This is a genomic window from Pedobacter hiemivivus, from assembly GCF_004331685.1.
Taxonomy (GTDB): Bacteria; Bacteroidota; Bacteroidia; order Sphingobacteriales; family Sphingobacteriaceae; genus Pedobacter; species Pedobacter hiemivivus.
Genome location: NZ_SJSM01000005.1, coordinates 156,068 through 170,944, shown reverse-complemented (window position 1 = coordinate 170,944; position 14,877 = coordinate 156,068). Strand labels below are relative to the sequence as shown.

The window sequence follows — 14,877 nt, the reverse complement described above, 5'->3', positions numbered from 1 at the left end:
TTTCTTTCGGAGAGATGGGACAGGTAGTTATTTTGTGACAGAACTATGGATTGTTTGCCATTCCCGAATTGGCATCAATAATTGGCTGTGGAATCTTCATTACTAGTCGGTTTGGCTGATCCAACGTAAAAGTTTCTGTTGTGCCGTTTGCGGCAAATACTTGATGTGTAAACGTTTGCCCGCTGAAGTCCGGATCTACCGATTGCCTGCGCATATCAAACCAACGATAACCTTCTTCGGCATATTCCCTGATCCGCTCATCAAAAATGAAACGAAGCAGTGCGGAACGATTAGTTGAAACCGGGGCAGGTACCCGGGCATCTGCAACTGGCATCCTGTGATTACGAAAGGTTTCCAGTATGGTCACTGCGCCCGGAAGGTCGTTCAGTTTTGCCTTGCATTCTGCCAAAAGCATATATACATCCGGCAATTCCAGTCCAAACCTGGAATACCTTACATATTTACGTAACCTGTCCCCGGGATTGGCGGAACCATTGGGATTTTTATTGGTGTAAAATTTCAATCGTAGATCAGATGGAGCAAATAAAGCGGCGATTTCCGGCTTGATGACCATTCCGATATTGCCATAACTCGCACTATTGAAATTTGGAAAAGTTTTAAATAATACGGATTCGGTATAATCATTGGTATTGGTCAGTGGTCCTGCCGGGCCAGCATTGCCAATGGGCAGGAAGGATCCGCCAGGGCCAAATTCTAGATTGTAGTCATAAAGGCGCGGACCATTTGTTTGCAATGCAATAGAGCCCATCGCCGCATTTAATTGTACCAAAGCCTCGGCATTCTTACCCATAAAAAGGTAGACTTTACCCAACAATCCTTCACCAGCAGCCTTTGACACCCTTGTGCGAACTCCGTTTTGGATAGGAAGATCCGGTATGGCAGTAAGCAGGTCATTTACAATAAAATCATGGACTGCCTGAACGTTGCTCCTGTCAAATGAATTTTGATTGATGTCGTCTTTGGTAATAATGGGAAACCCGGGATCCTGCGCCGCGGTTGCGGCAGCATAAGGTTTTCCATAAAAATTGATCAATTGAAAATAGATCCATGCCCTGGTCACCAATGCCTGTGCTAGTACAGATTTTTTCTGCGCGGTGCTGCCCTCGGCCGACATTACCTCATTGATGACCGCATTACAGGTATAGAGGTTACTTAAAAACTCTCTTAGTTCGGTGCCGTTCACCAGGGGATCAAAGATCACCGGTTCCCACTTAAACGCTCGTTTCACAATGGGTTGGGTAGAATTAAAGTAGACGCCCTCAGCTGCCAGTTCATCACCCATTAGCATGGGTATGTGCCAGCCCGATTGGATACCATAACTATAGAAGGTATTGTTGTTCATTAGTAGCTGGTAGTCATCTGCAGTAGCAGCAATGAGGTTCCCTTTAGGAACGATTTCTAAGAAATCTTTTTTACAGGAAATCAGTAGCGTGAGCAGGAGTATATAAGTGGCTTTTAATTTAATAGAATTATACATTTTCATTTTATTAAATGTTTAAAAAGTTATGTTAGCGCCAAGACTGAAAGTGTGTCTGTTTTGCGGTAACCGGCGCGCCCCGCTGTAAAAATCCTGAAACTCAGGATCAAGCCCTTTATGGTTAGCTTTCCATAGCATAAAATTTGTGGCCTGCGCGTTGAATCGTACGCCTGCGATTTTTAAGCTTTTAAGCAAAGTAGGGGCTAAGCTATAGGATAGGGTGATGTCACGTATTTTTGCATAGGAGGCACTCACCACATTGATATCTGCTTTAGTATAGTACTCAATGTCTCTGCGACTTAAACTTTCATCTCCATCAGCTACATAAGAGGGGATTGTTTTTGTGGTTTCGTCTCCCGGAACTTTCCAGCGATCTGCAAATAAAGCAGGGATATTGCCCATAAACTGTCCCGGGTTGTTTAAAGTAAGTCTGCCTGTGAAAAACTCGTTTACCTCCGTCCGCATCACATGACCAAGATTGTAGATCATGTTTATTGTCAATCCGAATCCTTTGTACCTTAGGTTATTGGTTAGCCCGCCGCTAAATTTAGGGTTTATAGATCCTTTATAAACCACATCTTCCGCTTTAGCCACTTCGGGTTCTTTAGTTACTGTTCCGTCTGCCAAACGGATCATAGGATCCCCTAAGTTGTCAAGTCCCGCATATTGGTAAGCAAACAAAGCATTTAGAGGGAAGCCCACCACATTAGAGCCGTAAATTCTACTATAGCCCGTCTTATCAAAATCTGTTGGATCACTATAGCTAACCAGTTTGTTCTTATTGTAGGCAAATATAAAATCAGAAGACCAGCCGAACGCTCCATTCTCAATGTTACGACTGTGGATACTCAGTTCAATTCCCTGGTTGCCCAGATTGCCAATATTGCTTAAAAAGCTGGAGTAGCCGGTCAAAGGATTGGATTTGCGTTCGCCCAGGAGATCCGTTGTTTTTTTTCGATATAGATCAATACTTGCGCTGATTCTTTTCCATAAGGTAAAATCGATTCCAAGATTTATGGTTTGCGTACTTTCCCAATTGAGTTTTCTATTGGCCGGCCTGCTCAGTAAAAAAGCGGGTCCACCGATATAAGTAGCCCCGAAATTGCCCATTTCTCTGGATAGAATATTATAAGAGGAAGAGGCACCCACAAAAGGTGAGTTTCCTGTAACGCCATAGGTAGCACGTAGGCCAAGGTCACTGATCAGCCCGGCAGATTTCATAAAATCTTCCTTACTCACATTCCATTTACCTCCTATGCTCCAGATGGGCTTATTCTGCGAAGATTTATCTGAACCGATAAGGTTGCTATGATCTATCCTCCAGCTAGCGTCAAGACTGTATTTGTCGTTCAGTGTATAACTTGCCAAGGCGAAATAGGAAATAGCGCGGCTTTTACTTTCGTTTTCGACAAATGGATTTGCCCCGCCAAAAAATCCACCTTCCGGATCAACCGGATCTGAAATATTATTGATTGCATTAAAATCCAATTGTGCATAGGTTTGTAGTGCTTCATCATATCCATATAAAGTGTTGGTATTGGACTTAAAGAACTGCTCATTCGCCTCTTGTCCTACCTGTAAGGTCAAACGATCACTCCCCTTTCGAGGATTCAGCACGTATTCAAGTTGATTTCTTAAAGTGTAATTCTGTTGATCACGATGGGTGAGGGAATAAGTGCCGCCGGTGGTAGGCAAGTAATAAACGGGTTCCACATTCGTCGAGGCCGCTTCGGTAAGTCCCAACAATTCCTTTCTGACACGGTACAGTCTATGGTCATCATAAGATCTGATGGTACCCGGAATTTTGGTGTAGCCGTAAGTTCCGTGAAAGGTTAATCCTGGTAGTAATTTAAGCCATGCATTACCCACCAGGTTCGCAGAAAGATTATTTCCCTTATTGTACCCATAATTGATTTCATTCAGTGGGATATAGTCAAGGTTGATGCGGCTTCTTGCCTGAAAGTCTGCTCTTGTCTCGGCTGACCAACCTTGAACGTAGGGCATATTGATTGGATTGCCAGCAGGATCCTGGAATAATTGATAAGGCAAAAATCTATCTTGTATGCTTACAGGTCTTTTCGCCCTGCCCGGATCAGCACTCAGACTCGTATTTAAAGCTATCTTGAGAAATTTAGAAATGGCGATATCCTGTGTGAAATTTAGACCGTAAGTTTCGTTGTCCGCACCAGGTGTACTTGACTTTATTTTAGTATAGGACGCAGAGCCATAAAAAGAGTACTGGTTATTACCACCTGACAGAGAGAGGGTGTTGTTAATTGTCATGGCATTTTGAAACATCAGGTCTTTGATCTGACCTTTGTTGCTGATACCAGATAAGCTATCCAGACTCTTGTTTGCCGTGGCTTCGGAAATCAGGCCACGATATTGGTTATACAGGACGAGTTCATGTGGGGCGATAACAGAATTATACAAATAGTCCCACTGGTTGAGTTGCGGATCGAATGTCTCTTTTGCGGCCTGAATAAATTGCTGGCTGTTCAGCAACCTGCCATAGTTAAAATCCGGTTTTCCCCCAAAGTTAATAAAGCCCGAATAGTTGATGTTCAGCTTCTGATTTTTAGTGCCCGATTTTGTCGTGATCACAATAACGCCATTGGCTGCTTTCGCACCCCAGATGGCAGCGGCAACGGCATCCTTTAAAACTGTAATATCAGCTACGTCGTTCGGATTGAGACTGTTTAGGTTCGTCACAATTACTCCGTTTACCACATAAAGCGGCGAATTATCCAGTTCAATACTGCTCTTTCCACGGATAACGGGTGTTTTATAGGTCTCGCCCGTTTGTGCGGTTGTACTGGTAATGGTAAGACCGGGTACCAGCCCTTCTAAACGTCCGATGATATCCATACTACCGTTCCGGTCTTTATAGACCTGCATATCAGGCTTGGAAAAAGAACCTGTTGCCCTTTGTTTCGAAAGGACCTGGTAACCTGTATTGATCACATTAACTTCTTCCAGTCGCCGGGAATCCATTGACAACATGATCTTACCCATTTTCGGTTGGGCTTTTACCTCCTTGGTACCGTAACCCAGATACGAAATTACAATCACCGAGTTTTCGTCAATGTTCTCCAGGTAAAAATTTCCGTCTTCGTTGGTTCTTACAGACATGCCCGTTCCTTTTACCGTCACAGTGGCGCCGGATAGGGCAGAACCCGATGAGTCTACAACTATTCCCTGCACATCAATCGATGAAAACCGGGAGATCAGCTTGTCGATTAGGGAAGTTGTTCTTTTTGACAGGAAAACAGTTTTATCATCAACCCTGAATTCAATGGGTTGATTTTTAAAGATCATGTGAAGTACTTCCATGAAGTCTGCATTTTTCACATTAACGGTGACGTTTTTACTTTCTTTAAGCATGGTTCCAGTGAACAGGAAATCGTAGCCGCTTTGCTTGCTGATCTTTTTAAATACGCTTTCTAAGGGAGTATTTTTTTCGGATAAAGTAATTTTCTGTGCAAGAGAATTTGCACTGACCTGCATAATAACCAATAAGAGTAAAACGGTGGTGAGTCGCATGATCAGTAATAGTTTTTTTATATTCATTTCATCTGGTTTGTGACAAAATCTTAGCGGCGGATGAACACCGTCAATATTGCTTTAATGCACAATATTGCCTAAGTTTGTTTGTCTGGTTTAAGTTGATAGGACTGCGAAATTTTATTGACATAATCTGAACAACAGCCGGTTGTGTTAGTCGCACAGCCGGCTTATTTATTTCGGATCATGTAGTGTAAGTATTAATTCTTAACCATGATCCTCCTTCCCTTTATTGATACTTGAACTGCATTTGAAGATTCGACCATCTTCAATATCTGGCTGATGTTTTTTGTTCTGGATATCCTGCCTGTAAAAGTCTCTTTGCTGATCGGCCCCTCATACTGGACATCTACACTATACCATCTCGAAATCTGCCGCATAACCGTCTGGATATCTGATTTTACAAACTCAAAATAACCATCTTTCCATGCGATCACCTCATCAGTATCGACAGCCCTGATTGCTATTCCGTTTTCGGAAGCGATAGCTTGCTGTCCCGGCTCCAGCATCTGCTGTTTATCCTTTCGGCTTATACGAACAGATCCTTCCAACAATGTTGTTTTTATATTTGCCTCATTAGGATAAGCGTTAATGTTAAAGTGTGTACCTAGTACTTCAATCTCCTGACCTGTACTCAGTACTACAAAAGGATGTTTCTTATCTTGAGTGATTTCAAAATACGCTTCGCCCTTCAATTGGACGATGCGTTTTTTCGCCAAAGCGAAATTTGCCGGATAATTTATCGAAGAAGTGGCATTCAACCAAACAGATGACCCGTCAGGCAATATTACCTTATAGGTTTCTCCGTTGGCCGTAGATAGGGTATTTATTTTGCTTGTCCTGGTCGCAGAATTTTTTATTTCGTATACCAATTGTCCATCTGCGGATTTTGTAACAACTACACCATCTTCTTCAGCTATCGCTCCTGTGGGTGCGTTACTTAGAATAATTTTCCGACCATTCGCAAGGGTCAGTGTTGCGCCAGTCTTGCCGGGACCAATATCATTGTGGGCTAGTATCTCTGCTTTTGGATGTACCTCCAACTGAGTTGTATAAAACCAAATACCAAACCCGATTATAGCTACCGTAGCGGTAATGCCTATCATACGGGGCCATAAGCGTATACTTTTTACAGTACGTTGCTCCTCGAGTTTACTCCATATGCGATCTTCTATATTGTTATAGTCTAAATCTTCATCGAGCAACTTTGTTTTGCTAACTTCAGCCAGATACCAGCTTTCTATCCATGCAGCTTCCTCATCAGTAGCTTCGTCCCTGCGGTACTTTTGGTATAATTCTTCTGCCTTTGAGTTTTTCATTATCCTTTAACTGCTATATATGGATAAGACGGTTTCCCCGGCAGGGACTCTCAAAAAAAAATAATATTTTTCTAACGCAGGTTTAACCTGATGCTTACCAGCGATTAAAAATCATCATAATGACAATAGTAGGGCCCAACTTTGACCGCAATAGCTTTAATGCACGGCTCATGTGGTTCCGAACAGCTCCTTCGGTAGTATTGAGCGTATTGGCTATTTCCTGGTACGATAGGTGTGCATTCCGACTAAGATCGAAAACCACCCGCATGGCCTCTGGCAGGGCGGTGATTTCCTGCTCAATCAGTTCTTTTAACTGCCTTTCTCTGATCAGGTAATCAGTTTGTGGTTCACCTTCTTCAATAAATTTACCCAATGAGCTCATGTATCTGGCTTTAACCTTGTCACGGTCTAACTTATCAAAAACTCTATTCCTTACAGCTTTGTAGAGGTAAGCAGATAAAGAAGTTTCCAGATGCAGTGTGCTACTTTTATTCCAAAGCGAAAAAAACACCTCCTGCGTAACATCTTCAGATTCCTGTTCATCGTGGAGCATCCTTCGGGCGTGGCGATACAAGACAGCCCAATATCTTTTATAGATTATTGCATAGGCCATTTCATTTCCGGCCTTCAGTAAAGCCATCAATTCTTGATCAGTATATATCCTGCTAGCACTCATTGCCCTGTGTTTAGCTCCATCTTACTTTATGAATATTTACAAACTTATACAAGTTCAAATTAAAAAACCGGGTTTCTAATGTAATTACTCAGTTATTTATTCATAAAACATGCATACAGTAACTTGTATGGCTTTTTTTAACAGAAAATAAGTGTTTTAGAGAAAAAGGTAAATACTAAAATAACTACGCCGGACTACAGCTAAAAACACCCAGCAGAATCATTGCACTGGAAAAGACGATTCCTCATTTCCATCTGAAGCGTACATCTTATTCAATACCTGTTTAGTCATTATGGGCCATAGAGCATCAATATATTTAGGGAAATAAGTATCATTGCCTTTTAATTGTAAAGCCCATTAAGGGATGTGCGAATAGAGCAGGTAGATGTTAAATCAGATAAGTTGTTTACCGCAGCGGATATAAATGGTTTTTCCGTAAAAAATGCTATCATTGAGACAAAAGATTCCAAAATCAGTTTACTTGGTGTAAGAAAACTAACGTTCGAAAATGTACAATTTCTTGTACCGGGGGATAGTTTAAATGTAGTAGCCGCTTCTGACGAAGATGTGAAGTTCATCAAATGTAAACCAAAAAAATAATTAAGTTTTTACAAGGCGTTTGAGATTTCCTCTATATGTTTACATGAAAATTTTCAGTAACCTAAACAAGGAACTCATTTCATGGCTGCTTATGGTGCTTATACCGATCAGGAATTGACGGCCTTGTTAAAGGAGGGGGACGGTATTGCATTTACGGAGATTTATAACCGACACAAAAAGGAATTGTTTATTTATGCGCTGAGGCTGGTAAAGGATGAAGATCTTGCAGGTGATTTGGTACAGGAGGTATTGATTTCTCTATGGGATAGGAGAGCGGTAGTCGACCTAAAGGGTAGTATTGTGGCCTATCTATTCACAGCACTCAGATACAGATTTTTTGATTGGATAGACAAACAGAAAGTAAGAGCTGATTATGCGGCTTCTTTCCAGTTATTTATTGATGAAGGCGAATGGATTACCGACAATCAGGTTGCTGAAAATGAGTTGATGGCTTTTATAGAACAACAAATTGCACAACTCCCAGAGAAGATGCGAAAAGTTTTCTTAATGAGTCATAAAGAAAATCTGTCCTATAAAGAAATTAGTGAACGCTTAAATATTACCGAAAAAACGGCTCATAATCAGGTTAATAATGCGCTAAAACTTTTAAAAATAAAGCTTGGCATGTTTGCGATTCTCTTGTTTTTAGCTCAACCATAATTTTTTTTCATTTCATCTGGGAGTTTTACTGACTTAACCTACATGTATATAAGGGGGACTATATTCCCATCTTAATATGGATAGTTTTAAAGCAAAAGAATTGATCTCTAGATATCGTCAGGGTTTAGCAAGCCAGGAAGAGTGTAGACTTGTGGAGCAATGGTTTCTAATTGATTTGGAGATGAGTACGATATTGCCCGATCAAAAGGCTTTTGAAAGAACTGATGAAAGAATTAGTGCAGAATTAGCATTGCATATCGGCAAACCCAAGTCCGTAAATAAAATGACGGTGAGGAGGTTGTGGTATCGTATAGGTGGGGTTGCAGCTGTACTTGCACTAATTACGTTGGGGATTTGGTTATATAATTCACAATATTCCGGTATTAGTTCAGAAAACCCCTTCGTTTCTGCTAAGGATATTCTTCCAGGGAAAAATACGGCAATGCTCACACTTGCAAATGGAAAGGTGATCACATTGAGTGAGTCAAAAATAGGAGTGGTAATTGCTGAGGAAGGTTTGAAGTACAATGATGGAACGGAAGTAGCTGCTTCAGCAGCCCAAGCTCAAATGCTTACCGCAAGCACCCCACGTGGTGGTACTTATCAGGTAACGCTCCCAGACGGCACCCATGTTTGGTTGAATGCGGATTCTAAGCTTTCTTTCCCCTCAAAATTTTCTGGACCTGAACGTAAAGTATTATTAAAGGGTGAAGCCTATTTTGAAGTAGCAAAAAGCCATCGCGCAAAAGCTAAAGGCGATCAGTCTAAATCGGAGCCTATTCCTTTTATTGTAGCTACAGACAAGCAGGAAGTAACTGTGCTCGGCACGCACTTTAATATCAATAGTTATAGCGATGAGGCAGCCACCAAAACCACATTACTGGAGGGTAGCGTACGTGTTGTTGTTGCTGGTACTAAAAGTGCTTCAACTGCTTTTTCATACATCTTAAAACCAGGAGAACAAGCTATAAATAACGGAAATATTAGGGTGGAGAAAGTTGATCTGGAGGAAGCCGTGGCCTGGAAAAATGGAAATATCGTGTTTACGGACAGGACATTAGAAAGCATTATGCGCGAATTGTCCCGCTGGTATGAGGTAGATGTTGTATACATGGCCGACGCACCAAAATACGAGATTTTTAGTGGTGCGGTGTCGAGAACAAGGAATATATCTTCTGTACTGGAACGTATGCAGACCACAGGAAGCGTACGCTTTAAAGTAGAAGGTAGAACAATAACAGTTACAAAATAAACATCAACCTAAATCAATCATATTAATAAAAACTAAAGAACCGAATTATGAAAGAAATGCTACGCTATTAAGATTACAAGAGAAACGGTAGCTTTTAATAAAAAGCCGAAAAGTGCTACCAACACTTTCCGGCAGAAGTTTGAGCAACCATTCCTGAAAAAAAATCAGGAAGAACAATTATTTGTGTACAATCATTTATCAACTCAAACCAATTCAAACTTAGGCAATATTGTGCAACAAAGCAATATTGATGGTCTGTCGTCGACCCTTTAGTTTGAATACAAAGCAATGACGAAGTATGGATAACAATGCTTTAAACTGTGGTAAGCCGTTTAAGTGGCTGCCAGCCAAACTCCTATTGATTATGAAGTTAATCATAGTACTAATGACCACCTTTTTGATTCAGGCAAGTGCTGTTGGGTATGCCCAACGAGTAACTTTAAATGAAACAGGCGCCTCTCTTGGAAATATAATTAATAAAATAAGATTACAAACCGGCTACGACTTTGTGTTTAACTCGAAAGAGGTTGGAAATGCGAAAAAAGTAACCGTAAACCTGAAGAATGTTCAACTGGAAGAAGCCCTGAGGGTGCTGTTCCGCGATCAGGATCTTACTTATTCTGTAAAGGACAAATTCATTGTCATAGAAGCCGCTAAGCCTTCTTTTATAGATAACCTGCGCGCCGTTTTTGTAAATATCGATGTGCGTGGTCGAATAGTTGATTCGGTAACGGGCAATCCTTTACCAGGTGCCACGGTGAGTGTTAAGGGACGAAGACAAGGGGTAAGGACCGGTACAGATGGAACGTTCCTGCTGCAAAATGTGGAGGAGGATGTGACAGTTGTTATTAGTTATACCGGGTACACAACCAAAGAAGTGCCTGCAGCTAAAGAACTTGGAACTATCCGTATGGAAGTTGCCATCGGAAACCTGGAGGAAGTAGCGGTAACGGTAAACACAGGATACCAGCGGATTAAGCCTGAACAGAGTACGGGCGCTGTTGCGCAGATCGGTACCAAAGAGTATGAGTCCAGGGTAAGTTCCAATTTCCTTGATGGTTTGGTAAACAGGTTGCCGGGATTGATGATTAATAACAGCGTACAGTTTACCAGTACTACTCCTGGCGTTGGAGAAACTACCAGGCCTTTGTTCAATATCCGGGGTATTTCTACGATGTCGGCTAACCAAAGTCCGTTAATTGTAGTGGATGGTTACCCGACAGAACTGACACTGGATATGATAGATCCGAATGAAATCAAATCGGTGACGATTCTTAAAGACGCCGCCTCTGCTACGGTATACGGAGTGAGGGCATCTAATGGTGTGATCATCATTGAGCGTAAGCAAGCCACGCCCGGTGCCGCACAGTTCAATTTCAGGAGCACATTGGGCCTTACACCAGAAGAAAATTACAGCCGCTACCGTTGGGATCCGGAGGCGTCGGGCATCAATGCCAGTTATACACGTGAAAGACAAGCGTTAATTGTTAATCCATCCAGCTGGAATGCCTTATTTGCGCCAGGACCAATAACAGGAGGTAATATAGGTCGTTCTATCCCTTACTATATCCAGGCTCAGCTTGTCGCCGGCATTATTACACCTGCACAGGCGGAAAGCTCTTTTGCGGAACTGGCTAACTATGACAATCTTGAGGATTACAGTCGCTTATTCCAAAGAACGGCAGTTTCGCAGACAAATACCTTGAACATTTCAGGTGGCGTGCCAGACGCACTATATTACATCACGGCAAATTATACGGGGAACCGTAATAACGCGATCCTGAATGACAACAATAGATTTCAACTGACAGGCCGAACTACCCTTAAACTGGCGAAACGACTGAGCTTGGAACTGATCACAGAATACCAGGAAAATCGTGCTAACAGTGCTCCGATACCGGGGGCTGCTGAGTTTGCTGGCTATGAACGCTATGAAGATGTAAACGGTAACCCTGCCGCAATCATTTCAAAAAGCTACGCACCGGTATATAATAATGTACTGCTGTCGCAAGGCTTTTTAGACCAAAATTATTACTCACTAATTGAAGCGAATAAAGTAAGCAATAAAACGCGGACGCTGAATTACAAGACCATTGCCAATTTTAACTATAACATTGGAAAAGGATTTAACCTGTTGTTCGGCGGGGTATATGAAACGTCCTGTACAGAGTTCAGGCACCTGGCCGCCCAGGGTTCGAATGAAGTGAACGCCATGGTTAATACCTACACGGTTACGCCTACTACCGCTAACCCTTCATTGGTATTCAAAAGGAATCTTCCTGACGGGGATTTCCTGCGTCAGCAGAATACCAGTTCAACTGGTTATACCGCACGGACGCAATTAAATTATAATAAAAGAATTGGTAACCATTCCCTAAATGGTATAGCAGGTGCTGAAATGCGCCGCGTATTAAATAAAAGTAATTTAGCCTCATATTTTGGTTATAATGATCAGAGTTTGCTGCATCAGCCTGTAGATTACGCTTCTATAATTAACGGTGTAACGGGAGTTAGAGGCACCTTAGTTACTTCTAATCCACTTGAGGCTTTGAATACATTATTTAACCAGACCTATGATGACGACCGTTATGTATCGGCTTTTTCTAATATTGTCTATTCCTTTAAAGATACCTATTCCTTATCAGGAAGTATCCGCATTGACCAATCAAACCTTTTTGGTAGTGATCCGAAATATAAGTACAAACCACTATGGTCATTAGGTGCAGCCTGGAACATTCATAAGGAAGATTTTATGAATGATATCAACTGGCTTCACCAGTTGAAACTACGCGCTGCTTACGGATTTAATGGAAATGTAGCCAAGCTTTCGCTTCCGCAGGTAATCGCCCAGGCACAGAACAATACACAGAATACACCTACACTTCCATCGCTGGTCTTATTCTCGAATGCCAATACAGGCCTTCGGTGGGAACAGACTGAAAACTTAAACTTTGGGCTTGATTATGATATCTTCAAAAATATCACTGGTAGTCTTGAATATTACACCAAAAAAACAACCGATGTGATGGGTAATTCCAGTATTGACCCGACGCTTGGCGCAAGCTCCGCTTTGGTTAATTATGCCACCATCAGAAATAATGGTTTAGAGTTTAGCCTGAAAACAGATTGGATATCCACTAAAAACTTTAACTGGAATACAGGTATTGTGGTCGCCAAAAATAACAGCAAGGTACTTGATGTGTATAGAACGGGACGCTATGATCCGCAGATTCTTGATTTACTGGGTTATGTAAGTGGTTATCCGGTAGGTGCTATGTTTTCCTATGATACACGTGGACTCAATAATGAAGGTCATCCGATTATTTACGATCAGAACGGGGCGTCATATGTTGTAAACACCAGTACGACTGGAACGCCTTTAGTTACCGCGATGTCGGATAAGAATTCAGGACTGGTACAGTATTCGGGAACAACCATTCCGACTATTAGCGGTGGACTAAGTAACCGGGTTGATGTAGGCGATTTTTATTTCTTCGCGATGATCAACTATTATGGTGGTTTTAAAGTACGGGTGCCAAGACCTACACCGGCAGAGACCAGACCTTTGCTAGGGTCAAATAACTTTTGGAGGGTTGCCGGTGATGAGGCGAAAACAGATATTCCAAACTTAACTGACCTGAATAGCTTTGCTCCGGGATTGGCGTACCGTTACAATAGCAACTATGTGGTTAGCGGTGATTACATGACGCTAGGTGATGTGACAGTTTCGTACCGCTTAAATGATGTTAATTTCATAAAAAAGGCCGGCTTTAAGAACTTTGAGATCAAAGCCCAGGCTTCAAACTTGTACTCTGTCGGATTTAACCGCTATAACTTTAGTATGGCTACGGGAAGCTATGCCAAATCGTATTTAACCCCTACGTATACGCTTGGTTTGTTCACTAATTTTTAAAATTTACACTGATGAAGAAATTTAAATATATAGCCGCCCAATTGCTTCTATGCTGCATGATTTTCAGCGGTTGCGATAAATATCTGGATGTTGAACCAAAGGGCAAGCAGTTGCTGAAAACAACGAATGACTTTGACCTTTGGTTAAACGCACAAACATTCACAACTGAAATTAGTAGTCCTTATTTGGATTATATGACGGATAATATAGATTACCTAGGCGTTAATACTCCGCCAATTACGCTTACTGACTTCGTTTATACCTGGGCCCCGCAGTTTACAAATGACGCGGCAGCAACCGCCCATTTATGGGCTGACCATTATAAACGTATTAGTCTGTACAATACGGTGTTGTTAGGTATTGACGCTGCTGAAGGGGGGACCGCATCACAGAAGAACAGCCTTAAGGCGGAAGCCTTACTTGGCCGTGCGTTTTCGTATTTTTACCTGGTAAATGAATATGCCAGGCCCTACGACGCGGCAACCGCAGCCACCGATTTGGCTGTGCCCTTTGTAACTTCAGACAATGTAAGTCAGAAAGCTCCGCCAAGAACTACGACAGCTGAAATTTATAAACACATCCTGGATGATATCAATGCCGCTATCCCGAACCTTCCTGCTGACAACAGCACTGCAAGGTTTCGTGGCTCTAAAGCTGCCGCATACAGCGTGCTGGCACGCGTTTATTTATACAGAAGGGAATATAGTGAAGCGCTGCGTTATGCTGAGCTTGCGCTGGCCAATACCCGTGCCACCATGATTGATTATACCACTCCTGCTTCCTTTCCCGCCACGCTGAATGTAGTGTCTCATCCGGACGCGATTTACGGCAAGGGATATGCTGCCGCTGGTATCCCGATAGCCTTAGATTTAAAAGGTTCGTTCGCCAGTAACGACGCAAGGAGGACAATCTTATATTCAAGCTGGACCAGTACCGCAAGAGGGGTGACTGCGTTTTACGCAGCTGCGGTTACACCAACTTTCCAGCTAACCAATTCCGGTACAACTGTGCAGGAAATGTACTTAATCGCGGCTGAATGTGCTGCGCGCAGTACTGCTCCCAATAGCCTGTCTACGGCGCTCAGCCACCTGAATCAGGTGCGCAGGAAAAGACTTACGGGCACACCAGTTGAGAGCAGAGATTTCGTTTCAACCAGTCTGGATGCTGTATTTACTGAAGTACTGGCAGAAAGAAGGCGTGAATTGCCTTTCCATAGCCTACGCTGGTTTGATATGCGGAGATTTGACATGGAAAACAGGATGTCAGCAGTAACCCGCACCAATGCGCAGAACACAGTTCTTGCCACACTTGAGCCACACAGCCCTAGATACACGCTGCAAATACCCATTCAGGTGACGGCCTTTAACCCGGATATGCCCCAAAATCCATAACTAT

General features: G+C 42.4%; 9 protein-coding genes. 5 read left to right on the top strand and 4 right to left on the bottom strand.

The window, feature by feature from the left end; translation table 11 throughout:
* Positions 1 to 43 precede the first annotated feature (43 nt).
* The 4 genes from EZ444_RS11255 to EZ444_RS11240 all read right to left on the bottom strand — a co-directional run bounded on the left by EZ444_RS11255 (position 44) and on the right by EZ444_RS11240 (position 7,057).
* Positions 44 to 1,504 (bottom strand): RagB/SusD family nutrient uptake outer membrane protein, encoded by a 1,461-nt coding sequence (locus tag EZ444_RS11255; protein ID WP_205945257.1) that lies wholly within the window; start codon positions 1,502 to 1,504, stop codon positions 44 to 46.
* Between the two features lie 12 nt (positions 1,505 to 1,516).
* Positions 1,517 to 5,068: a SusC/RagA family TonB-linked outer membrane protein gene (locus tag EZ444_RS11250; protein WP_131608845.1), complete on the bottom strand. Its 3,552-nt coding sequence runs from the start codon at positions 5,066 to 5,068 to the stop codon at positions 1,517 to 1,519.
* A 194-nt stretch (positions 5,069 to 5,262) separates the two neighbouring features.
* Positions 5,263 to 6,381, bottom strand: a complete 1,119-nt coding sequence (locus EZ444_RS11245; protein WP_131608844.1) for a FecR family protein — start codon at positions 6,379 to 6,381, stop codon at positions 5,263 to 5,265.
* Positions 6,382 to 6,475: 94 nt separating this feature from the next.
* Positions 6,476 to 7,057, bottom strand: a complete 582-nt coding sequence (locus EZ444_RS11240; protein ID WP_131608843.1) for an RNA polymerase sigma factor — start codon at positions 7,055 to 7,057, stop codon at positions 6,476 to 6,478.
* Between the two features lie 366 nt (positions 7,058 to 7,423).
* Here EZ444_RS11240 and EZ444_RS11235 point away from each other — a divergent pair, with 366 nt between their 5' ends.
* From EZ444_RS11235 to EZ444_RS11215, 5 genes are all read left to right on the top strand, one after another.
* Positions 7,424 to 7,657, top strand: a complete 234-nt coding sequence (locus tag EZ444_RS11235) for a hypothetical protein (RefSeq protein ID WP_131608842.1) — start codon at positions 7,424 to 7,426, stop codon at positions 7,655 to 7,657.
* Positions 7,658 to 7,738: 81 nt separating this feature from the next.
* The gene (locus tag EZ444_RS11230; protein WP_131608841.1) at positions 7,739 to 8,317 is read left to right on the top strand and encodes an RNA polymerase sigma factor; all 579 of its coding nucleotides are present in this window, start codon (positions 7,739 to 7,741) and stop codon (positions 8,315 to 8,317) included.
* A 76-nt stretch (positions 8,318 to 8,393) separates the two neighbouring features.
* The gene (locus EZ444_RS11225) at positions 8,394 to 9,569 is read left to right on the top strand and encodes a FecR family protein (RefSeq protein WP_131608840.1); all 1,176 of its coding nucleotides are present in this window, start codon (positions 8,394 to 8,396) and stop codon (positions 9,567 to 9,569) included.
* A 364-nt stretch (positions 9,570 to 9,933) separates the two neighbouring features.
* Positions 9,934 to 13,482, top strand: coding sequence for a SusC/RagA family TonB-linked outer membrane protein (locus EZ444_RS11220; RefSeq protein ID WP_225874698.1), 3,549 nt, complete (start codon positions 9,934 to 9,936; stop codon positions 13,480 to 13,482).
* Between the two features lie 11 nt (positions 13,483 to 13,493).
* Positions 13,494 to 14,873, top strand: a complete 1,380-nt coding sequence (locus EZ444_RS11215) for a RagB/SusD family nutrient uptake outer membrane protein (protein WP_131608838.1) — start codon at positions 13,494 to 13,496, stop codon at positions 14,871 to 14,873.
* The last annotated feature ends 4 nt before the right edge of the window (positions 14,874 to 14,877 follow it).